The following is a 22,372-nucleotide window of genomic DNA, read 5'->3' on the forward strand; positions in this document are numbered from 1 at the left end:
GCGGCTGCCCGCTCAGTACGGGAGAGGGAACCCGCGTCTCGCGCACACGCGCCCGGCGATCGCCCCCGTCTCGGGATGACAGGGAACGGCTCTAGAGATCCGACACGGTCGTGGCCGGGCGGGCCGGGCGCATGTGCGCGAGCAGCAGGCGCGCTTCCGCGACGAGGGGATGGTCGAGGTACCAGAGGCCGCAGGCCCAGCCGGCGATGCCCGCGGCGATCGCGGCCGCGAGGCTCGGGAGCGGTGTCTCGGCCGACCAGCCCCAGGCCGACATCGCCACGATGGCGGGCGCGACGGCGATCGCCGTCAGGGTGGCGGCGTGAAGGTAGATGGGGGCGTAGTCGCGCCGGAACGTGTCGGTCATCCGCTCGAGATGCGGCCGATAGAGGCCGACGGCCAGGAACGCCTCTCCGATCCGGGCCGCGCCCGCGCCGCCGAGGCCGAACAGGCAGCCGATGCTGAACATCACGAGGCCGGCGCCGTGGCGCAGGAACTCGAACCGCGCCTGCAGGGCGGTCTGATCCCGGATCAGGAACACCTCCCAGGTCATGCTGAGCGAGGTCAGGACGACCGCCGCCAGGGACAGCAGGCAGAAGGGCAGCGCCGCGCCCTCCCAACCCGGCCCGAGCAGGACGCGGACGATCGGCCCGGCCAGGACGGCCGCGCCCGCGAAGGCCGGCCAGAGCAGCACGGTGATCATCCGCAGCGTGTGGAGGTAGCAGGCGCGCAGGGACTGACCGTTCCGTTGCTGGTTCGCGAGGTCCACGAAGGTGATGCGGGTGATCACCACGTGCAGGTGGTCCCACATCAGGGTGTTGAGGCTCGCCGCGCGGGAATACAGGCCGAGGGCGCTGAGCCCGAGCATCCGCCCGAGGACGAGGTCGCCCATCCGGCCGGCGATCCCCGCGACCCCCGCGATGGCGAAGAGCCGGCCGCCGTAGGTCAGGATCTCGCGCCAGCCGGCGAGGCCCATGCGCAGCGACACGTAGCGCAGCCCGAGGCCGTTCGCCGCCAGCGCCGCCGCGACGGCGCCCGCCGCCTGCCCGTAGGCCTGGCTCATGTAGCTGAAGCCGAGGAGCGCCAGCGCCAGCATCGCGCCGCTGGCGACGAGACCGCGGAGCATGTTGACCAGGGCCACGCCGCGGAAGTTGCCGTGCCGCTCGATCATGGCCGCCGGGCGGAACTCCAGCGCGCCGACCAGCGGCACGACGGCCAGGATGGCCAGGGCGCGCTGGACCTCCGGCTCACCGAGGAGGACGCTGCCGAACACGCTGAAGGCCAGGATCAGGATCGCCGCCGCGCCCGACAGGATCAGGTTCACGGTGAAGACGCTCGCCAGCAGGGCCGCGTCCACCCGCTCCGCCCGGACGATGTAGCTCGACAGGCCGCAGGAGCGCAGCGTGGACAGCAGCCCCGCGATGGCGGCGGCGAGGCTGAAGATGCCGGTCTCGTGGGGCGTGAGCAGGCGCGCCAGGGCCAGCGAGGTGCCGAACTGTGCCAGGAACAGCCCGCCCTGGCAGAATCCCATCCAGGCCAGGCTCCGGCGCTTCGAGAACGCGGGCGGCGCCGTCGCTTCCGGCTCCTCTCGGAGGTCTGCCATGGGATCCTTCGGACGCAACAGGGGAGCGGCGCCGGCTGCGGACAGCGCGCGATCGATCGGAACGGCTTAGCGGTGCCGCGGCAGCCGCGTCAGCTGGCCAATCGGAGGACCGGGCCCACGCCCGATGGCCGAGGGCAGATCGGCCCGCCGCGAAGTCCAAGCACCGCAGAGGCGCCGAAAACCCTCGACATTCTGCCGGGGCAGAAGCGCTCCTCCGTCGTCCCGGTGGCTATTATCGGATCGCTCCGCCAATAAAAAACAGCATCCGATATATTCATAAACTATCGAACGCTCGCTGGGCTCAAGTTTAAAGCTCTGGTGCGTTGTCGTATGATTTCATGGCCATGAAACTCGCGATCGGTGCGGATCTCGGCCGATCCGATGTCACATGATGGCCGATGACGGCCGCGAATGCTGCGAAACTGACGGGTCGGCGTGCTCTGTTGCGATCTCGAGGGCCGTTGGGCGCGCCGATGTCTCGGTTTTCCAGGGTTACGGGAAAAAGTATCTGCCGTGTGTTCTCCTTTATGCCCCCGTGATAAATCGAATGCGACCGATCATGGCCCGATGTGGGCGCGGATCTGATCTGCTTCTATAGCCTTCCCGATGTTCGGGGCGGCGGATCAGATGCCTCGCCCCCGTCGATTTTTGCGGCGCGACATCTGCCAGACATTTGGTTCCCCATCCAAAAGGCGTAGGCCTGCCTACCGCGCACGGATCGAGGAATTGCGATAACATTACTATATCTTGTCTTCAGCTTGCTTTAGAAGGCCGTATTTCTGGCAGTATCGATGGATTAATGCCAAATGAAGATCAGCTTCATCGTATGTACCCGGAACCGTGTGGCGTCCCTGCTGGAAACGCTCGCCTCGGTCGTCCGCGCGATCGAGGCCGCGCCCGAAGCCCAGGCCGAGATCATCGTCGTCGATAACGGGTCGCGCGACGGCACGGATACGGCGTTGACGCGTTGGGCCGCCGCGGTCTCGACCGATCGATTCGATGTCCTGCTCCTCGCACAGTCGCGCCCGGGTGTCGCGGGATCACGGAACGCCGCGATCGCGCGCTCGTCCGGCGATATCATCGCGTTCATCGACGACGACTGCGTCGTGTCGGATCATTATCTGCGGGATCTGACCGCCCATTATGCCGGCGATACGGAAAGCGTCATCCGCGGTGGCCGTGTCGAGCTGGGGTCTTCGCAGGATATCGACTTCACCACGAAGACCGAGGTCCGAGCCAGCCGCCTGACGCACCCGGTCCATCCCGGAGGCTTCGTCCACGGTTGCAACATGACCTGCAGCCGCGCCGTCATCGAGCGGATCGGCGGCTTCGACGCGGCGTTCGGCCCCGGGGCGACGTTCCGCGCGGCCGAGGACACGGATTTCATCTACCGCGGCTGGGCGGCCGGCGTGGCGGTCGAGTACGTGCCCGACATGAGCGTCAAGCATTTCCACGGGCGCCGGGATCCGCGCACGATCGACCGGCTGCACTGGAACTATCAGTTCGGCAACGGCGCGCTCTACGCCAAGCACATCGGCCGGAGCCCGTGGCTGATCAAGCACCTCTACTGGTCAGCCCGCAACGCCGCCCGCGAGCTGGTCGGGGGGCCGTGCTTCGACGCGAGTCTCGGCCTGACCTGGCGCGCCATCGTGAGCGCCAACCTGAGCGGCGTCCTGGCCTTCGCCTGGCACAGCGCACGGACGATGCTCACGCGCGCGCCCGTTCGGGCGTAGGCCCCCGCCCCGGCGAAGGTCGGAATCCGGCCCGCTCAGCGGGTCGGCGCGCCGCCGGGCTGCGCCAGGAGGCTCCGACCGAGCATCAGGAGCGTGACACGCCGCCCAAGCTTCATTGCCGGGTAGAGAAGCCGCGCGCGGCCGGGGCTGCGCAGCAGCCGCGCGAGGAGCCGGCTGGCCACGCCCCGGTCATCGCTGAGGCGTGACAGCAGGACGAGGGCGTCCGGGCCGTAATACAGGTCTGGCCCGTGGCGGACGACCATGCCCTCGTTCAGGTCGTACCCGCGCCGGGCGATCTCGTCGACCAGCGGACCGCCGCTCCGGGCATCCACCAGGGTGACGACGCCCACCGACCGGCGCAGCGCCATCAGGTGTACGTAGTTGGAGCAGAACGGGCATTCGCCGTCGTAGACCACCGTCAAGGCGGCCTCGGTCGAGGGGCTGGTCATGGGGTCAGGTCGATCCTGTGCTCGGCTTCGGACACCACGCGGCGGACGGTGACGCCGTCCTGTACGCTGAAGCAGACGGATTCGCGCCGGTACACGTAGGCGACGATGTCGGCCATGGCGAGCGTGTCGAAGCCCGCGGCGTACTGGAGCGGCACGAAGAAGTGGTGCGGGTAGAGCGCGTAGGGGAACAGACCCGTCCTATCGCGGATCGTGCGCGCGAGGCGGTGGTACCCCCGGACGTAGGCGTCGATCGCCGGCCCGTTAATCTCCGACTTCGAGTATTCCTGGCCCATGCTGTCCGAGGCGGTCAGGACCGGGACGTCGCAAGTCGTCGAGGCCGTGACCTTTCGAAAGACTTGCGTGCCGCCGTTCGGGTTGTCGAGGGCGAAGGCATGCGCCGCATCGGGCGCGCCGTAGGCCATGTGGGCGAACGGGTAGGAGTAGAAGGTGAAGAAGTTGGTCGGCACGTAGTGTCGCTGACCATTCCGGTCGATCGCCTCGAAATACATCTTGTTGTTGGCCAAGGTGTCGTACCAGCCGAGCCAGGCCTGGGTCATGAAGGTGTTGCCGGTCAGGATGAACAGCACCGACAGGATCCCGATCGAGACCGGCGGGCGCTCGTAGTGCCGGCTGACGACGACGGCCGCGATGGCGAGGTTCAGCATGATCCAGGGGGCGAAATTGGCGCCCATCAGCACGATGATCGACAGGTGCATCATGTCGAAGCCGAGCAGCAGGAGCAGCAGCCCGCGGCGCGGCATGAGGATCCCCACGAGAGCGATGCCCTGACCCAGCAGGATGAGGGTGTTGGTCAGCGCGCTCGAATGGCTCAGGATCGTCCGCATCGCCGCCACGAGCATGGGCCAGCCCGCGTAGAACACGTGGTTGTTGTCGAGGCCGACGACGAAGATCTTGCCAGGATCGTTGTTGAGCAGCCAGGAGAACGGGCCGTCGTCGAGCGTGACCTTGGCGAGGAACGAGGAGTAGTAGTTTCCAAGATGGATGCTGATCGCTGCCGCGATCAGCACCTTCGCGAACATCGTGCTGGCCGCCGCGACGTCCGCCCGCGCCGCGGTGCCCAGGCCGGGCCAGTCGCGGATCCGCGCGGTCACGTGGGCCACCAGCAGGCCCGCGACGAGGCAGAAGCTCACCTCCGCGAGCGGCAGCACGTCGATGATGTGGCCGTGCCAGAGACCGGTCACCCGGATGACCGCCTGCTTGCTCCAGACCAGGTAGGTGGCGCTGATCAGGGCGAGCGATGGCCAGCGCAGGCAGAGCACGCCGCCGGCCACGGCCGCGACCCACAGCACCGCGATGGCCGTGACGGCGACGGTCGCCTTCGCCCCGGGCAGAATGACGGGGAAGAGCGGGTAGTGGATCAGCGCGTAGCCGCCCGCGATCACGCCGATCATCTGCAGCAGCCGGACCGACGCGAGGTCGGCGGCGGCGGAGCGCACCCGCGTCATCGCGAGGGCCAGCGCCACGGGCAGCACCACGCCGTAGTAGTCGTTGATCGCCGTGACGCCGTGCGAGATCTTCAGGAGGACCAGCAGGCCGCCGATCTGCGCGAGGAGGATCAGGTAGAAGCGCGCCCGGTCCGCCGCCGGGCGGACGAGGCGTCGCAACGCCGACTCGATGGACTTGTCGGGGCCGGTGATCGGGAACGAGCTGCTCATCGTCTGTCTTCCGCCGCGCTGGTGCGACCGCCGCTGCGCGAAGCGACGACCTCTCTTCCTCCAGGGCCCGCGACGACGGAGCGGCCTGCGGCCGAACAGATCCCACCGTCATGCGGGCGTCTCGAGGAGAGCCTGCCGCGGACGTGTCCTGCCGCTGCGGGCTCCTGCCTCACCGCGGAGCTTGGCGCTTCACGGAGCCGTGAGAGGCTGCAAAGAGGGCGATCGCCCCTACGCCTTTCGTCTATCCCCGCCGGCGCGCACCCGGATCCGTCCCACCGCGCCGCGGCCGGACGGGTCAGCGCGGCGCCTGCGCTGCCAGGGGCGAGGTCTCGTCCACGAGAAGCATCTTGGCGGCGATCCGCTCCTCCAGGACGCGTCGCCGCGCGTCGAACAGCGGCTTGAGAAGGGCGCTCCCCTTCAGGAAGGCCGCGACCCTGGAGCGGGACGTGAAGATGGTCGACTCGAAGGGCTTGCGGGACACGGCATTCGGCACGAGCGCGCGACCGCGCCTTACCGCGCCGCGCTCGAAGAAGTAGCTCCAATTGTCCGACGTCACCGCGACCGGTCGGTTCGCGCGCAGGATTCCCTCGGCCGCCGACCGGGTGATGACGTAGGCCGCCGTCGTTCCGAGGCTGCCCATGTCCATGGGCAGGCACAGCCGGTACCCGCCGATGGTCACTGCGTCGACCGAGCTGAACGGCCCGGCCGCCTCGGTCCAGTTGAACAGCTGAACGACGTCGCCGGGCCGCAGAGTTGCCTCGATGTCGGCCACGATCTGATGGATCTGCGGTGGCAGGACGACGTCGTCCTCGACGATGAGCGCGTGAGGCAGGTCGAGCGCGATCATGCGCTCGTAGGCGCTCATATGGGACATGGCGCACCCGATCTGGCCGGCCGTCAGGTCGGGTTGAGACGGGGCGTTCGGATCCGGGACCGGGCCCTCGAAGCCCGTGATCTCGCATTGCGGCCCCCAGACCGCGGCGAGGTGCTGGGACAGATAGGCGTGCCGTTCGCGGAACCGGCGCAGGGAGATCCCGAAGCAGTACATCGTAGTCACCTCTGATAGGGCCTGTCGGGCCGGCCGGTCACGATCCGCCCCGGTCCAGACGTCCGACGCCGGCCGACCGCCTTCCTGTTGGAGACTGGCCGCCGCTCAGGCTCGTGGGGTCAGTCGCGGGCGATCGGGTCGCTCCCGTCGGGGGGCGGCGACCGAACCACCGGAAGGATCGCGGCCAGGAGGAGCTGGTGAAGGCCGTGATTGACGAAGAGCGGGCACTCGAAACAGACCAGGACGAAGAGCTGGCTCATGAACAGGATCGGCCAAGCCTCGACGTAGCCGGAGGAGCGCGCGAAATGAGCGATCACCCGGCGCGTGGTGTCGAGCAGCGCGGCCGTGAACAGGACCAGCCCGACGATCCCGAACGCGACGGCCGTGTCGATGAAGTTGTTGTGGAAGAACCAGAGCTTCTGCTTGGTGACGAAGTGCAGGTAGGCGGCCGTGGTGAGCGGGCTCTCCCAGTAGGCCTTGTAGCCGATGCCGATGAGCGGCTCCCGCCAGAACTGGTCGAGCCCGAACTGCCAGAGGATGGTGCGGCCGGTCAGCGTGGTGTCCTTGCCGAGATCCGACAGGACACTCGCCGAGATATCGGCACCCCGCGCGGCGACGACGAGGATCGCGACGCCCGCCAGGGCGATGGCGATGCCGAGGCAGAATCCCGTCACGTGCTTCCCCTGGCGCCACGCGAAGATCGCGGCGAGCGGCATCAGCCCGACGGCGGCCGCGACCAGAGCCGTGGCCGAGTGCGTCGCCACGAGGAGCACCAGGGCCAGGCAGAACCCGAACGCGGTCAGGAGACGGTTCCAGCCCTGCAGGAACAGGCACGCCGCGCAGAGGATCTGGAGGCTCGCGAGGGAGCCGAGGACGTTCTTGTGCGAGTAGATCCCGGCCCAGTTGCCGTCCGTCCCGCGCGTCAGGCCGGGCGCCGCCACCGTGAGAATGGCCGACAGGACCTGCCCCAGCAGGAGACCGAGGAAGACGATCCTGACGAGGCGGGACAGACCCATCGTCGTCCGGAGGGTGATGCCGGCCACGATCGTCGCGAGCAGTTGCAGCCCGTGATAGGCCGAGAGGCCGGGCGTCAGGGACCAGAGGGCGGACGCGATCGCGAGGATCGGCCAGCTGAGCAGCAGCAGGCGGCTGCCGAACAGCGTGGCGGCGAGGTCGCGGCGCAGGACCAGGAACGCGAAGGCGATCATGTCGCTGCAGATCCAGATCGCCTTGTCGATGCCCGGCAGCTTGATCTGCTCGCCGACCACCGGGGCGAAGAGGAACAGGACGATCCACGCGGCGGCGGCCAAGCCGAGCCGCGGCATGGCGTCAGCGCTCTCGCCCGATCCGCCGGCGCCGGCCCAGCGCTGCTCCGACCCGTACGGCCCGAGCGGCGACCAGGCGAGGCCGCTCGCTGGGCCCGGTCCAAGGCTCGCCAAGTCTCGTGGAAACGCCATCGCTCGATCTCGGACGCCCGGGGTGAGGCCGTGTCCCGTCCGCTCCCCGGACGGACACCGCTCGAGGCTGCAGCGGACACGCCCCCTCGCGACTCGACGCTAGCCCGGGCATTCCGGACTCAGAACTCGACCAAACGAGGTAGCGGCGGCTCGCGAAGGACGGGCCTCTCGGGCGGCGTCGCGGCCTGCTCGGGCATGACCGGCGTGGCGGGATAAGATGCCGCACCCGGACCTCCCCACCGCGGCGTCGGTCCCGCAGCGCCCTGCGAATTTTGTCTGTTTTCATACGATCCGATCCCGATCAAAGCTCCGAAACTGCGGGATCGATGCGTGTCATGTCGAAGAACTAGGGAAATCCGTCGGAACTCATGGGACGATTAGGCACTTGGGAGTTCGATAAATCCTGGAGGAGCGTTTGATGAAGGTCTCTCGTCTGTCCGGCGCGGTTGCGCTTCTGGCCCTCGTTGCCGGTCCCGCCCTCGCGGCGCCGTGCAACACCGGAACCACGAAGCCGAAGACCCCCGATCAGCAGGCTTCGAATCCCCAGAGCTCCGACGTCGACAAGTCGAGCAAGAACCTCGCGGGCGGCAATCAGCCCGCCTCGCCCGGCACGGTCGGTGCCATGAACAACGCCGGCGCGACGCAGACGGCGGATCGTCAGGCGCAGACCAATGCCGGCGCCAAGTCGAACGCGACTGATCCGGCCGCTGCGAACTTGGCCGGCGGCAATCAGCCGGCTTCGCCCGGCACGGTCGGCGCCATGAACAAGGCGGCCGCCGATCGGCAGACCGCCCCGGTCTCCGGCAACGATTGCTGATCTGAATCCCCTCGGCCCAGCACGTGGGAAGCCCGCCTCGCACTGTCGAGGCGGGCTTTCGCATTCTCGCCCCACGCAGGATCGAACCCCAACCGTTGCCGAGCGTGACGGTTTGAGGTGGCCGTTTTCGGGTGTATCTGGCATCGAAAACGGGTAGATTCGGCAATCACGGAGAGGGGGAGGATCGCGACGTGGGTGGTCGCCGGGCGCTGCTGCTCATCGGAGGGATCCTGCTGTCCGCGGCCGGTCTCGCTGTCACCCCGACGGGCGAGCGACTGCGGGCCGATGCCGGGCCGGTCGTCGCGGAGATGCGGGCGCGCGTGGCGGCGCTGATACCCGAACGGCGGGACGCGTCGTCGGCCGCCGCACCGCTTCCCGCACCGCGCACCGCCATCGAGGACGGCCGGACTCTCGTCCGACTGACGCCGGCCGAGCGCGCGCGGATCGGCCTCGTCGTCGAGGCGAGGCCGGCCACCCTTCACCGTGAGGAACTGACCGCCTACGGCAGTGTCCTCGATCTCGCCCGCATCACCGAGCTGACCAACAGCTACGCGGGCGCCGTGGCGGCGCTCCAGACGGCCCGCGCCCGGGTCGAGGTGTCGGCCAGCGCCGCCCGCCGCGCGCGGGCGCTCGGCGCCGGCGTGGTGGCGGTGGCGCAGATCGAGACCGCCGAGGGCACGCTCCTGACCGATCAGGCGTCGGTCACGGTGGCGGAGTCGCAGGTGCGCACCCTCGCGGCGACGGCGCGTCAGGAATGGGGACCGGTGCTCGGCCGAGCGATCATCGAGCGGTCGCCGCTGGTGACGCGTCTGATCGAGCGGACCGACTTCCTCATGCAGGTTACCTTGCCGCCGGGGGAGACGCTGCCGGAGGCGCCGCAGGCCGCCTTCGCCGAGGTGCCGCCGCAGAGCGAGCGCGTCGCCCTGCGGCTGGTCTCGCCGGCGACGCGGACCGATCCGCGGATCCAGGGGCAGAGCTTCTTCTATCTCGTCTCCGGCGACAGCAATCTCCTGCCCGGAACCAGCACGATGGCCTTCCTGCCGGCGCCGCGGGCGGTGAAGGGCGTCCTCGTGCCGGAGGACGCCGTCGTCCACGGCGAGGGCGGCACCTGGGTGTATCGCGGGGCCGGCGACGGCGCCTACGTGCGCCACCCGGTCCGGCCGGACGCGCCGATGTCGGCCGACGCCTTCGTGGTCGAGGATCTGCCGGACCGCAGCGAGATCGTGCTCCGGGGCGCGCAGGCCCTGCTCTCGGAGGAGATGAAGAGCCGCATCCGCGTCGTCGGCGACGACGATGACTGAGCCCCTCGCTGCCGCCGGCCGCGGCGGTCCGCAGGCTGCCCTCGTCGGCTTCGCCGTCCGGTTGCCCCGGGTGGTCCTGGCGCTGGCCTGCGCGGTCCTCGTCTTCGGCCTCTACGCCCTCGCGGGCGCCCGCTACGATGTCTTCCCGGAATTCGCGCCCCCGACCGTCACGATCCAGACCGAGGCGCCCGGCCTCGATTCGGAGCAGGTCGAGGTGCTGGTCACGCAGCCCGTGGAGGTGGCGGTCGGCGGCCTGCCGGGCCTGGAGACTTTGCGCTCCACCTCGATCCAGGGCCTGTCGGTGATCACCGCCGCGTTCCGGGCCGGCAGCGACGTCGACCGGATCCGCCAGCGGGTCAACGAGCGGCTGGCCGCGCTGGCCGGTCGCATGCCGGACGGCGTGGCCGCGCCCGCCATGACCCCGCTGACCTCGTCGACCCTGACCGTGCTCCTCGTCGGGCTCACCTCCGAAACCCGCGACGCCATGGACCTGCGCCAAGTCGCGGAATGGACCGTGCGCCGGCGGCTCCAGGGCGTGCCCGGCATCGCCCAGGTCTCGATCTACGGCGGCGGCGTGCGCGCCCTGCAGGTCCAAGTCCGCCCCGACGACCTGATCCGGTTCCAGATCGGCCTCAACGACGTCCTGGCGGCCGCTCGGAAGGGGACCGGCGTGCGCGGCGCGGGCTTCGTCGACACGCCGAACCAGCGCGTCCTGCTCCGGACCGAGGGGCAGTCGCTCACCCCGGAGGCGCTCGGGCAGATCGTGCTCCACAACGACGGCGGGGCGAGCGTGGTCCTCTCGGACGTGGCGACCGTCACGGCCGCGCCCGAGCCGGCGATCAGCGCGGCCCTCGTGGACGGCAGGCCCGGCGTGCTGCTGATGGTCGGCGCGCAGGTGGGCGTCGACACCCGCGCCGTGACCGCCCGCCTTGAGGCGGCCCTCGACGAGTTGCGCCCGGTCCTAAAGCGCGACGGCGTGAGCCTGCGGACCGACCTGTTCCGGCCGGCGAACTTCGTCGACGTCGCCACCGGCAACGTGATCCAGGCGCTGGCGCTCGGCGGCGTGCTGGTGGTGATCGTGCTCCTGATCTTCCTGGCGGACTGGCGGGCGGCGCTGATCAGCGCGACGGCGATCCCGCTGTCGCTGATCGCCGCCGCCCTCGCCCTCCAGGCCTGGGGCGAGAGCCTCAACACGATGACCCTCGGCGGGCTGGCCCTGGCCATCGGCGAGGTGGTCGACGACGCGGTGATCGGTGTCGAGAACGTCGCGCGCCGCCTGCGGGAGTGGCGGGGCGGACGGCGCGGCGTGCCCCGCGCGGTGCTGGCCGCGATGCTTGAGGTGCGGACCTCGGTCGCCTACGCGACCCTCGCGGTGATCCTGATGTTCCTGCCGGTCCTGGCGCTGACCGGCGTCGCCGGCCGCCTGTTCGGTCCGCTGGCGCTCGCCTACATCGCGGCCGTCGTCGCCTCTCTCCTGGTGGCGCTCACGGTCACGCCGGCCCTGGCGCTCCTGCTCCTCGGCGGCCGGACGGCGCGCGACCCGGGCACGGCGCCGCCCGACCCGCCCGTCGTGCGCTGGAGTCGCGCCGCCTACCTGCGGCTGCTCGCCGGGATCGGGCGGTTCCCGCGGATCGCCATGGCGGGCGCCCTCCTGGTCTGCCTCGCGGGGGCCGCCATCCTGCCGACCCTCGGCGCGGTGTTCCTCCCCGACCTCAAGGAGGGGCACATGATCCTGCACATGGTCGCCATCCCCGGCACCTCGCTGCAGGAATCGGAGCGGCTCGGGACGCTGATCACCGGCGACCTGAAGGAGATCCCGGGCGTGCGCGCCGTGGCGGCGCAGATCGGGCGGGCCGAGGCCGCCGAGGACACCGCCGGGCCGCATTACAGCGAGATCCACATCGATCTGGAGCCCGGGCTCGACGGCGCCGCCCAGCGCCGGGTCGAGGTCGCCATCCGGCAGCTGACCGCCGGCTTCCCGGGGGCCGCCTTCTCGCTCAAGACCTTCCTCACCGAGCGCATCGAGGAGACGGTCTCGGGCTTCACCGCCCCGGTCGTGGTCAACGTGGTCGGCAGCGACCTCGACCGGATCGAGGCGGCCGCCCGCTCGGTGTCGCAGGAACTCTCGGAGGTGAAGGGCGCCCGGGACGTGCAGCAGGCCTCGCCGGCCGGGCTGCCGCAGGTCACGGTGGCGCTGCGCCCGGTGGACCTGCGGCACTGGGGGCTCGACCCCGTGGAGGTGCTGGAGGCCGTGCGCACCGCCTACCAGGGCGACACGGTCGGTCAGACCTATCGCGGCAACGCCGTGTTCAACGTGCTGGTGATCCTCGACGCCCGCGTGCGGGACCGCCTCAGCGCGTTGGGCGACCTGCCCCTGCGGACTCCCGGCGGGCGCTACGTCCGGCTGTCGCAGGTCGCCGACGTCTACGAGAGCGCGGGGCGCTACCAGGTCCAGCATCTCGGCGCGCAGCGGGTGCAGGCGGTGACCGCCAACGTCGCCGACCGCGACGTGGCGGGCTTCGTCGCGGCGGCCAAGCGCAAGATCGCCCGCGAGGTGCGGCTGCCGGAAGGGGTCTACGTGACCTTCGCGGGCGCCGCCGAGGCGCAGGCGGCCGCCCGACGCGACCTTCTGGTCCATGCCGGGATGGCCGGCTTCGGCATCGTGGTGCTCCTGGCGATCGTCACCGGTTCCGCGGCGAACCTGCTCCTGGTCCTCGTCAACCTGCCCTTCGCCTTCGTGGGCGGCGTGGCGGCGGCGGCGCTCACCGGCGGGGTGCTGTCGCTCGGCTCGATCGTCGGCTTCGTGACCCTGTCGGGCATCTCGCTGCGCAACAGCGTGATGATGATCGCCCATTACGAGCAGATGGTCACACGGGACGGGCGCCCCTGGGACGCCGCCACGGCGGCAGAGGGTGCGGCGGACCGGATGGTGCCGATCCTGATGACCTCCCTGGTCACCGGCCTCGGCCTGCTGCCGCTGGCCCTCGGCGCCGGTGAGCCCGGCCGCGAGATCGAGGGCCCGATGGCCCTCGTGATCCTCGGCGGCCTCGTCACCTCGACGGTGCTGAACCTGCTGGTCCTGCCGGTGATGGCGCTGCGCTATGCCCGGTTCCGGCGCGCGGATTCCGCGGATCTGGAGCTGACCGCGATCGGGTCCTGAGGGCGCGGATCGCCGGCGGCCCTACCACCAGCTCGCGCGGGTCTCGGGGGCGGCCGGCCGGCTGCTCGTCGCCGGGCGCAGGGAGTGGTCGAGGGCGGCCAGCACGCGGCGCACGGCCTCCTCGTAGGTCGCCGCCACCGGCTCGCGCGGCCGGGCAAGCCCGACCGGGACGGTCTCGTCGAGGCGCCCGGGCCGGGGGCGCATCACCACCACCCGGTCGGCCAGGGTCACGGCCTCCCCGACATCGTGCGTGACGATCAGGATCGTCGGCCTCGACTCGGCCCAGAGACCGAGGAGCTGGTCGTGCAGATCCTTCCGGGTGAAGGCGTCGAGGGCGGAGAACGGCTCGTCGAGGAGCAGCACCCGCGGCCGCGCCACGAAGGCCCGGGCGATCGCGACGCGCTGCTGCTGGCCGCCGGAGAGCTCCCGCGGCCAGCGGCCGCCGTGCTCCGCGAGCCCGACGCGCTCNCCACGCCCTGGAGCGCGTCGGGCTCGCGGCCAGCGGCCGCCGTGCTCCGCGAGCCCGACGCGCTCCAGGGCGTGGGAGACGCGGGCGCGGCGCTCGGACCGCGGCAGGTCGGCGAGGCCGAAGCCGACGTTGCCGGCCACGTCGAGCCAGGGCAGCAGGCGCGGTTCCTGGAAGACGACGCCCACGCTCGGATGGGGCGCGCGGATCGTCTCGCCGTCGACCGCGACGGCCCCCGCGCTCGCGTGGTCGAGCCCCGCGATCAGCCGGAGCAGAGTCGTCTTCCCGCAGCCCGAACCGCCGATCAGCGCGAGGATCTCGCCCTGCTGCACCGACAGGTTGATGCCCGCGAGGGCCTGCGTGCCGTCCGCGTAGGTCTTGGAGAGGTCGTCGACGGTCAGCACGGGCGTCTCGCGGCGGACGTGACAGGAGGATCGCGGTGCTGGCCAAGCCCCGGTACCGCGGTGCGGGGCCGCCCCGGTGCGGCGGTCACAGGCTGTCCCGCACGGTATCCTGCCATCGGGTCAGGGGCGCTGTCAGCGCGACCAGGGCCATGTCGGCCGCCTTGCCGACGAGGGCGAAGGCGATGATCGCGGCCACGATCTGATCGGGCTTGCTGAATTGCTGGCCGTCCACCAGCAGGTAGCCGAGACCCTCCGATGCGCCCATCAGCTCCGCCGCCACGACGAACAGGAAGCCGAGGCCGAGCCCCGTGCGCAGGCCCACGAGGGTGGCCGGCAGCACGGCCGGCAGCAGGATCCGGCGGGCGAGGGCGAGGCGCGACAGCCGGAAGATCCGCCCGACCTCGACCAGCTTGCGGTCGACCGAGGCGATCGCGCCCGAGACGCCGACATAGACCGGGAAGAACACGCCCACGGCGATCAGCAGAACCTTCGGCGTCTCCAGGATGCCGAACCACAGGATGAAGAGCGGCACCCAGGCGAGCGACGGGACGGCCCGCAGCGCCTGCAGGCTCGGGTCGAGGAGCCAGCGCAGCGGCGGGACCGTGGCGACGAGGGCCCCGGCCAGGATCCCGGCGGCCGCGCCGCACAGGAAGCCGAGCCCGACCCGCACGAGCGTCGCCTCGACATGCATCCAGAGATCGCCCGAGGCGGCCAGCGCCCAGAGGGTCGCGCCGATCCGGCTCGGCGGCGGGAGCAGCCGCCCCGACGCCGCACCGCTCGCGACCGCGATCTCCCAGCCGATCGCCAGGATGACCGGCAGCAGCAGGCCCAGGCCGGCGCGACCGCCCCGCCGCAGCAGCGGCACGCGGCCGCTCACTGCCCGGCGACGGGATTGAAGCGCGTGTCGAGCAGGCCGTCGACGGACGCGGACACGTCGGTGCCCGCCGGGATGATGCCTGCCTGCTGGAGGGCGGTGCCGGCCGCCTTGATCGACTGCGCCTGGGCGGCGCCGATCGCCGGCTGCGACAGGTCGGTGCGCTCCAGCTGCCGGGCGATCACCGGCTCGGGCAGCTTGGTGGCCGCGACGAGGGCGGCCGAGAGCGCCTGGGGGTTGGCCAGCGCGTAGGCCCGCGCCCGCTCGTAGGCGGCGATCACCGTCCGGACGAGGTCGGGGTGGGCGGTGGCGAAGTCCTCCCGGACGTCGAGCAGGCCCCAGGTATTCGCCGCGGCGTCGCGGTAGACCAGCACGTCGCCGTTCTCGATCTCGGCCGCCGCCATCATCGGGTCGAGGCCGGCCCAGGCATCGACGTCGCCCCGGTCGAGGGCGGTCCGGCCGTCCGCGTGCTGCAGCAGCACGAGCTTGGCGTCGCGCTCGGTGAGCCCGGCGCCCTGGAGCGCGCGGATCAGGAAGATGTGCGGATCGGTGCCGCGGGTGACCGCGACGCGCTTGCCCTTCAGGTCGGCGGGCTTGGCGATGCCGCTGTCCTTGCGGGTGACGAGGGCCGTCCATTCGGGGCGCGAGTAGGCGTAGATCGCCTTGATCGGGTTGCCGTTGATGCGCGCCACCAGGGCCGCGGCGCCGGCCGCCGACCCGAAATCGATGGCGCCGGCATTCAGGAACTCGAGCGCCTTGTTGGAGCCGAGCGACTGGACCCACCGGACCTTGATGCCCCGCGGCGCCAGCGCCTCCTCCAGGAAGCCCTTCTCCTTCAGGAGCAGGCCGACCGGGTTGTAGGTCGCCCAGTCCAGGCGGATCTCCTTCGGATCGTCGGCGCGGGCCTCGCGCGTCGCGAGCGCGGAGAGGCAGGCCAGGGCGAGGCCGGCGGCCAGGAGGGATCGGCGGGTGGAGCGCATGGTCGGGCCTGATGTCGTGGCGAAACGGAGGGCGGAGTGCGGGGCCGGCGCGGGGCAGGGGATCCGCGCCGCGGCGCGGATCCGAGCGGTCTCGTCCGGCCGGCTAGGTTCAGGGGCGCGGCGCCGTCGGCGAGACGATCGGCCGGGCGCATCCGGCGCGTCCGAGACCCAGGACCGCCCCGATCGCGCGATCCGCGCCGACACATCCCCCGGCTCCGGGATCACGCCCGGTCCGCCCCTGCGTCTTCATCGTACCTGCGCGGCCCTCGGCGTGACTGTGAATACAAGATCCTGTCGGCCGATCGCGGAGTCAACAAAAGGGCTTTCTCTACTTCGCGGTGTCGAAGCAAGAATTTTCGGTCGGTCGACCCAAGACGAGAAGAAATTACGCGTCCGCGCGCGCAAGGACGCGCGCGCGAGGAACGGCGTCTGTCCTCCCCGGCCGCGCCGCAGCCACGCTGGAGCCGCGCGACGGCAGCGCGCGGCCCGCACTCTCGCGAGACCGCGGCTGCGGGTTGACGGGTCTTTCCGGCGCCCGATGGCGCGCCAGGGTGGCGGCTGCCACGACGGCCGAACCGCCGGCGCTCGACTGTCGGAAGCGATCTTCGCCCGCGCCAGGACTGTAACCGTTGCCGCATCGCCGAGCGACGTGCAGAGTTCGACGACACCGGCACGAGGGGAGCTCTGCCATGGTCCCGAGAATCGTCGTGATCGGCGGCGGCTTCGCCGGTCTGTGGGCCGCCGCCGCCGCGGCGCGCGCCCGGACCGAGCTCGGCCTGGGCGAATGCGTCGCGGTCACGGTGATCACGCCGGACCCGTTCCACGTCATCCGGGTCCGCTGCTACGAGACCGATCTCAGCGCCCTGCGCGTGCCCCTCGACGACGTTCTCGGGCCGATCGGCGTGGAACGCCGCGAGGCGCGCGCGATCGACATCGATCCCGCGGCGCGCACGGTCACGGTCGAGTCCGCCGCGTCGGCCGGCGGCGTCGAGACGCTGGCGTACGACCGCCTGATCCTCGCGGCCGGAAGCCTGCTGTGGCGCCCCGAGATCCCGGGGATCGAGGGTGCCCTCGATGTCGACACCTTCGCGGGGGCCCAGGCCCTCGCGGCGCATCTCGATCGCCTCGGTGACGCCGGCGGCCCGGACGAGGCCGGCCGCTGGACCGCCGTCGTCATCGGCAGCGGCTTGGTGGGACTGGGACTCGCCTGCGAGTTGCCCGCCCGGCTCGCGGCCGCCAGGGACCGGGCCGGGGGCACGGGTCCGGTGCGGACCATCCTGATCGACAGCGCGCGCGAGGTCGGAAGCGCCATGGGTGCGGCGGCCCTGCCGGCGATCCGCCAAGCCCTGAGCGAGGCCGGCGTGACCTGCATCGGCGGTGCGCGGGTCGGTGCCGTCGATCGGGCCGGGGTGACGCTGGCGGACGGAACGCGCCTGCCGGCGTGGACGAGTGTCTGCGCCACCGGCATGCGGGCGAGCCCGCTGGGCGAGACGCTCGGCCTCCCCCGCGACCCGCTCGGGCGCGTGCCCGTCGATGCATTCCTGGCCGTCCAGGGGCTCGCCAACGTCTACGCGGCCGGCGACATCGCCTCGGCGGCGGCCGACGATGCCGGTCACCGCACGGTTATGTCGTGCCAGCACGCCCGGCCGATGGGGCGGTTCGCGGGGTACAACGCGGTCTGCGATCTCGCCGGCCGGCCGGAGCGGCGGCTGCGCTTCGCCGCGCCCGATTACGTCACCGTGCTGGATCTGGGCGCCTGGGGTGCGGTCTACACCTCCGGTTGGGACCGCGGCACGCTGGTCTCGTCGGGCGCCGCCGCGAAGGCGACGAAGCGGATCATCAACGGCACGCGGATCTATCCGCCCCTCGACGGCGACGCCGCTTCCATCCTGGCCGCCGCGTCACCGATCATCCAGGCTGCGCCCGCGACGCAGACCGCGCGATGATGCCGGACCGCTCGAGGACGGCGCGGAGTCGGGGTCCTCGACGCTCGATGGACTGATGGCAGCAGGCGAGGCGCGCTGGAGAGTGGCGTCGGCGCACGGACAAATGTCGCGCCGCCCCCGCTACGGCCTCCCGAGACTGATAGGAGCCCGCGCGAATGGGCCGAGGCTGGACCGCCAGACCGGCAGTTAACCACCCATTAACTATACCGGAGGTTGTATTAGCTATCGCAAGAATCCCGTCAGGGTAGAGACAGCATGGTCGCGGCCCCTACAGCCACGTGGTCCCATATCCTCACGCAGGTCGCCGACAGCCTGGACCGCTTCGTCGACGGCCCGTCCGCCGAGATCCTGAAGCTCAAGCCATCCTTCGACACGGTCGCGGGGCCGGCCGCGCTGTCCGCGCCGCGCATGGAGGCGGCCGCGCACCCGCCGATCCTGCCGGAACCCGCGGTCAACGATGCCGGCCCGGCGCCGACCGCCTCTGAGCCCGAGGGGGTGTCGGACTGGATGAGCACGCTCGACATCATCAACGGCATGGCCGGCCGCGCCGAGGCGCAGAAGCAGCGCCTTCAGGAGCAGAGCCTGTCGCACGAGGCCGCCCTGGCCGCCGCGCAGCGCGCGCTGACCGAGACCCAGCATCGCTTGCAGCTGTCCGAGATGCGCGTCCGCGAGGTCGAGGCCCGCGCCGACATCCGGCTGCAGCGCGTCCAGGCCGAGGCGGAGGCCCAGGTCCAGGACATCCGCGCTGAGGCCGAGGCCCGGGTCCGGACGATCCGCGCGGAGGCGGAAGCCTGGGTTCGCGCCGCCGAGGAGCAGGTCCGCGTCGCCGACCTGCGCGCCGAGACGGCCGAGAAGTGGCTCGGGCGGATCGACGCGGCCGCCAAGGCGCTCCTTCTGGGCAGACCCACGGGCCGCGGGCCGTCGGGTGCCTGAAGCCGGCGTCCGGGGGCAGGCCCATGCTGGCTTCGGCCGTCCGGCCCCGCCGGAGCGCCGCGCCAGGGCGCCGGCCAGAACCCGAGGCCGGCGGCGTGGCGGCGACCGGGCGCGCCGTCGACGTCGCCGATTCCGCCGCCCTGCGCGGCTGGGTCGCCGAGGCCGCGGAGGAGCTCGGCGGCCTCGACATCGTGGTGCCGAACGTCAGCGCTCTCGCGGTCGGCAGCGACGCGGCGGCGTGGCGCAGCGGCTTCGCGGTCGACATGATGGGCACCGTCTCGGCGGTCGAGGCGGCGATGCCGTTCCTCGAGCGGTCCGAGGCCGGCGCGATCGTCGTCATCTCCAGCGTGTCCGGGCGCGAGATCGACTTCGCGGCCGGTCCCTACGGCGCCTTCAAGGCGGCGCTGATCCACTACGCGCAGGGGCTGGCCTTCCAGCTCGCGCCCCGGAACATCCGCGCGAACTCGGTCTCGCCCGGCAACACCTACTTCGCGGGCGGCGTCTGGCACCAGATCGAGACCGGCAACCCGGCGCTGTTCGCCGAGGCGCTCCGGCTGAACCCGACCGGCCGGATGGCGCGGCCGGAGGAGGTGGCCCGCGCCGCCGTCTTCCTGGCGAGCCCCGCCGCGAGCTTCATCACCGGTACCAACCTCGTGGTCGACGGCAGCCTGACCCGCGGCGTGCAGTTCTGACGCCGCACGGCCACGCCCCGCGCCGGCCCACCTGCGACGTCCGAAGCACACCCGGCGCGTTCAGCGCGGTCGTTCGGCGACGAACTCCGGAGATCGCGAGGACTCACCACACTTGCGACGCATTTCGGCCGCTCTCGACCCTGTAAAGACAAGCTTGCCACGCGCGCTGGCGCGCGGCACTCTCGAGCTTGGCCGTTCGCGCGACGGAGGCACGCCGCGCGGTCGCGCCGGGCTGCAGGACGGGGAAGTCCAGGGCGATGATGACGGACGATCGCAGGGCCGGCGGGCTGGACGGGCGTGGGCGCCTCGGGTGCGAGGCGGGGATACTCAGCCGCCGGTCGTTCCTGGCCGGCTCGGCCCTCGGGATCGGCGCGCTCTCGCTCGGCGGGTGCGGGACGACCGACACCCTGCTCATGGCCGAGGCGGCGAAGACCTACGGGCCGATGCCGAACGAGAAGTTCCCGATCCCGGCGGTCGACATCAGCAAGGTCAACCCGAAATACTACCGGCGGACGGTCCATTACGCCTCGTCGGAGGCCCCCGGCACGATCGTGGTCGATCCCGCGAACTACTACGTCTACCGCATCGAGGGTGACGGCACCGCCACCCGCTACGGCGCCAATGTCGGCCGCCAGGGTTTCCTGTGGAACGGGAACGCCTATGTCGGCCGCAAGTCGGAATGGGCGACCTGGACCCCGCCCAAGGAGATGATCCGGCGCCAGCCCGAGGCCGCGAAATACGCCCGCGGCATGCCCGGCGGCCTCGACAACCCGCTCGGTGCCCGCACGCTCCACCTCTACCAGAACGGCGCCTACACGCTCTACACGATCTACGCGAGCAGCGACGCGGAATCGATCGGCACGGGCATCACCAGCGGCTGCGTCGGGCTGCTGAGCCAGGACATGATCCACCTCTACGCGCGCACGCCGGTCAAGACGAAGGTGGTCGTGCTGCCGGCCTGAGGGCGGCCAGCGCCCGCACCGTCCCCGCTTCCCGGCGGCCCCGACATCCTGCAGGATCGGGTTCCCTGAGATCCGACAGCGCGCCGGGAGCGCCCGCATGGCCTACGCGACGACGATCGAAGGCACACGCTTCACCTTCCCCGACCTGCGCAGCCTGCTCGCCAAGGCCACGCCGGAGCGCTCGGGCGACCAGCTCGCCGGGCTGTGCGCGGAAGGGCCTGTCGAGCGCCTGGCCGCGCAGATCGCCCTCGCCGACCTGCCGCTGAGGACCTTCCTGGCCGAGGAGCTGATCCCCTCGGACGAGGACGAGGTCTCCGACCTCATCGCCCGCCGCCACGACCGCGCTGACGCCCCGCCCGCCGCACCGGCCGGGCTCTCGCCGCGCCGTGACGGCGCGCGGCGAGACGCGGGGTTCGCCCCCGCGGGCGGGTCGGCTAGACACCGGCTGACGCGCGAGGCACGGAGCGGATCAGGCACGATGACGGTCGGTTCGATGAGACAGGGTACCGTGCGCCTCGGCGCGTTCTTCTACGCGACCGGCCATCACGTCGCCGGCTGGCGCCATCCTTCCAGCGAGGCCGACGGCGGCCTCGTCCTGGAGCGCTACGTCGGCTGGGCGCAGCGGGCCGAGGCGGCGAAGTTCGACCTCATCTTCCTCGAGGACGGGAGCGGGATCCGCGACCTCGATCTGCGATCGAGCGAGCGGACCGCGCGCTCGACCCATTTCGAGCCCCTGACCCTGCTGTCGGCCCTCGCGGCGGTGACGAGCCGGATCGGTCTCGTCGCCACCACCTCCACCAGCTTCAACGAGCCGTACAACGTCGCGCGCCGGTTCGCCTCCCTCGACCACCTCAGCGGCGGGCGGGCCGGCTGGAATCTCGTGACCTCCGCGACCGACGCGGAGGCGGCGAATTTCGGCGGCGACAGGATCGGCCGCCACGCCGACCGCTACGAGCGCGCCGAGGAATTCGCGGACGTGGTCCTCGGCCTCTGGAACACCTGGGACGACGGCGCCGTGATCATCGACCGCGCCAGCGGCCAGTTCTCGAAGCCGGACGGTTTCCGCCCGCTGGATCACCGGGGCAAGCACTTCGAAGTCCGCGGGCCGCTCAACATCTCGCGGACGCCGCAGGGCCAGCCCGTGCTGGTGCAGGCCGGCGCCTCCGGTCCCGGCAAGGACCTCGCGGCGCGGACCGCCGAGATCGTCTTCACCGCGAACCAGACGCTGGACGAGGCGGTCGAGTTCTACGGCGATCTCAAGGGGCGCATGCCCGGCTTCGGTCGTGCGTCGGATGACCTGAAGATCATGCCCGGCCTGTTCCCGGTCGTGGGGCGCAGCGAGGCCGAGGCGCGGGCGAAGTTCGAGGCGCTGCAGGAGCTGATCGACCCGGTGGTCGGGCTGGCGCTGCTCGGTCGCATGATCGGCGGCCACGATCTGTCGGGCTACGATCCCGAGGGGCCGGTCCCCGAACTGCCCGAGACCGAGGGCATCAAGTCCCGCCAGCAGCTCATGTTCGACCTCGCGCGCCGGGAAGGCCTCACCCTGCGCCAGCTCTACCTGCGCATCGCGGGCGCCCGCGGTCACTCGCAGATCGTCGGGACGGCGGCGCAGATCGTCGACGAGATGGAGGCGCGCTTCCGGGCCGGCGGCGCCGACGGCTTCAACATCATGCCGCCGACGCTGCCCGGCGGCCTCGACGACTTCATCGCGCTGGTCCTCCCGGAGCTGCGGCGGCGCGGCCTGTTCCGCACCGAGTACGAGGGCCGGACCCTGCGGGAGCATCTCGGCTCGCGCCCGCCGGCCGGGTTCGGCCCCGGTCGGGCCGCGGTGTAGCGGCCGGCATCCCCCGGTTCCGATCGGGCGAGGCGTCGCG

Annotated in this window: 17 protein-coding genes and 1 pseudogene; 10 read left to right on the forward strand and 8 right to left on the reverse strand. The window is 71.5% G+C overall.

Going from position 1 to position 22,372, the window contains the following annotated elements:
• Positions 1-91: 91 nt before the first annotated feature.
• On the reverse strand, positions 92-1,600 hold the full coding sequence (locus MMR14E_RS21665; RefSeq protein ID WP_331317137.1) for an oligosaccharide flippase family protein: 1,509 nt from the start codon (positions 1,598-1,600) through the stop codon (positions 92-94).
• A gap of 806 nt (positions 1,601-2,406) precedes the next feature.
• Here MMR14E_RS21665 and MMR14E_RS21670 point away from each other — a divergent pair.
• Positions 2,407-3,333: a glycosyltransferase family 2 protein gene (locus MMR14E_RS21670; RefSeq protein WP_331317138.1), complete on the forward strand. Its 927-nt coding sequence runs from the start codon at positions 2,407-2,409 to the stop codon at positions 3,331-3,333.
• Between the two features lie 35 nt (positions 3,334-3,368).
• On the opposite strand, the gene MMR14E_RS21675 is transcribed toward MMR14E_RS21670, so the two are convergent.
• The 4 genes from MMR14E_RS21675 to MMR14E_RS21690 all read right to left on the reverse strand — a co-directional run bounded on the left by MMR14E_RS21675 (position 3,369) and on the right by MMR14E_RS21690 (position 7,963).
• Positions 3,369-3,782 (reverse strand): DCC1-like thiol-disulfide oxidoreductase family protein, encoded by a 414-nt coding sequence (locus MMR14E_RS21675; RefSeq protein WP_331317140.1) that lies wholly within the window; start codon positions 3,780-3,782, stop codon positions 3,369-3,371.
• Positions 3,779-5,458, reverse strand: a complete 1,680-nt coding sequence (locus MMR14E_RS21680) for a hypothetical protein (protein ID WP_331317141.1) — start codon at positions 5,456-5,458, stop codon at positions 3,779-3,781. The genes MMR14E_RS21675 and MMR14E_RS21680 overlap by 4 nt, the downstream gene beginning before the upstream one ends.
• Before the next feature lie 295 nt (positions 5,459-5,753).
• A complete protein-coding gene (locus MMR14E_RS21685) occupies positions 5,754-6,506 on the reverse strand; it encodes a glycosyltransferase family 25 protein (RefSeq protein WP_331317142.1) in 753 nt (250 codons plus the stop codon).
• A 119-nt stretch (positions 6,507-6,625) separates the two neighbouring features.
• Entirely contained in the window at positions 6,626-7,963 is a 1,338-nt protein-coding gene (locus tag MMR14E_RS21690; protein WP_331317144.1) for an O-antigen ligase family protein, read from the reverse strand.
• Positions 7,964-8,381: 418 nt separating this feature from the next.
• Between MMR14E_RS21690 and MMR14E_RS21695 the strand changes: the two genes are divergently transcribed.
• The 3 genes from MMR14E_RS21695 (at position 8,382) to MMR14E_RS21705 (ending at position 13,241) form a co-directional block, all read left to right on the forward strand.
• Positions 8,382-8,780 (forward strand): exopolysaccharide production protein YjbE, encoded by a 399-nt coding sequence (locus tag MMR14E_RS21695; protein WP_331317146.1) that lies wholly within the window; start codon positions 8,382-8,384, stop codon positions 8,778-8,780.
• 191 nt (positions 8,781-8,971) lie between these two features.
• The gene (locus MMR14E_RS21700; protein WP_331317147.1) at positions 8,972-10,081 is read left to right on the forward strand and encodes an efflux RND transporter periplasmic adaptor subunit; all 1,110 of its coding nucleotides are present in this window, start codon (positions 8,972-8,974) and stop codon (positions 10,079-10,081) included.
• A complete protein-coding gene (locus tag MMR14E_RS21705; protein ID WP_331317149.1) occupies positions 10,074-13,241 on the forward strand; it encodes an efflux RND transporter permease subunit in 3,168 nt (1,055 codons plus the stop codon). Before MMR14E_RS21700 ends, MMR14E_RS21705 begins: the two co-directional genes overlap by 8 nt.
• Positions 13,242-13,262: 21 nt before the next feature.
• On the opposite strand, the gene MMR14E_RS21710 is transcribed toward MMR14E_RS21705, so the two are convergent.
• The 3 genes from MMR14E_RS21710 to MMR14E_RS21720 all read right to left on the reverse strand — a co-directional run bounded on the left by MMR14E_RS21710 (position 13,263) and on the right by MMR14E_RS21720 (position 15,965).
• Positions 13,263-14,111, reverse strand: a complete 849-nt coding sequence (locus MMR14E_RS21710) for an ABC transporter ATP-binding protein (protein ID WP_331317151.1) — start codon at positions 14,109-14,111, stop codon at positions 13,263-13,265.
• An 85-nt stretch (positions 14,112-14,196) separates the two neighbouring features.
• Positions 14,197-14,976: an ABC transporter permease gene (locus tag MMR14E_RS21715; protein ID WP_331317152.1), complete on the reverse strand. Its 780-nt coding sequence runs from the start codon at positions 14,974-14,976 to the stop codon at positions 14,197-14,199.
• Between the two features lie 8 nt (positions 14,977-14,984).
• The gene (locus MMR14E_RS21720; RefSeq protein WP_331317154.1) at positions 14,985-15,965 is read right to left on the reverse strand and encodes an aliphatic sulfonate ABC transporter substrate-binding protein; all 981 of its coding nucleotides are present in this window, start codon (positions 15,963-15,965) and stop codon (positions 14,985-14,987) included.
• Positions 15,966-16,654: 689 nt separating this feature from the next.
• Between MMR14E_RS21720 and MMR14E_RS21725 the strand changes: the two genes are divergently transcribed.
• From MMR14E_RS21725 to MMR14E_RS21750, 6 genes and pseudogenes are all read left to right on the forward strand, one after another.
• Complete coding sequence (locus MMR14E_RS21725; RefSeq protein WP_331317155.1) at positions 16,655-17,911, forward strand: NAD(P)/FAD-dependent oxidoreductase; 1,257 nt, start codon at positions 16,655-16,657, stop codon at positions 17,909-17,911.
• Between the two features lie 255 nt (positions 17,912-18,166).
• Positions 18,167-18,844, forward strand: a complete 678-nt coding sequence (locus MMR14E_RS21730) for a cell division protein DivIVA (protein ID WP_331317157.1) — start codon at positions 18,167-18,169, stop codon at positions 18,842-18,844.
• A gap of 23 nt (positions 18,845-18,867) precedes the next feature.
• Positions 18,868-19,536 carry an SDR family NAD(P)-dependent oxidoreductase gene (locus tag MMR14E_RS21735; RefSeq protein ID WP_331317159.1) on the forward strand — a complete coding sequence of 223 codons (669 nt, stop codon included), beginning with the start codon at positions 18,868-18,870 and terminating at the stop codon, positions 19,534-19,536.
• A gap of 257 nt (positions 19,537-19,793) precedes the next feature.
• The gene (locus tag MMR14E_RS21740) at positions 19,794-20,498 is read left to right on the forward strand and encodes a L,D-transpeptidase (RefSeq protein ID WP_331317161.1); all 705 of its coding nucleotides are present in this window, start codon (positions 19,794-19,796) and stop codon (positions 20,496-20,498) included.
• 97 nt (positions 20,499-20,595) lie between these two features.
• Positions 20,596-20,832: pseudogene (eutB, locus tag MMR14E_RS21745) on the forward strand (ethanolamine ammonia-lyase subunit EutB); the annotation flags it as partial.
• A gap of 159 nt (positions 20,833-20,991) precedes the next feature.
• The gene (locus MMR14E_RS21750; RefSeq protein WP_331318600.1) at positions 20,992-22,332 is read left to right on the forward strand and encodes an LLM class flavin-dependent oxidoreductase; all 1,341 of its coding nucleotides are present in this window, start codon (positions 20,992-20,994) and stop codon (positions 22,330-22,332) included.
• The last annotated feature ends 40 nt before the right edge of the window (positions 22,333-22,372 follow it).

Source organism: Methylobacterium mesophilicum, assembly GCF_036441335.1.
In the GTDB taxonomy this organism is placed as follows: domain Bacteria; phylum Pseudomonadota; class Alphaproteobacteria; order Rhizobiales; family Beijerinckiaceae; genus Methylobacterium; species Methylobacterium mesophilicum_B.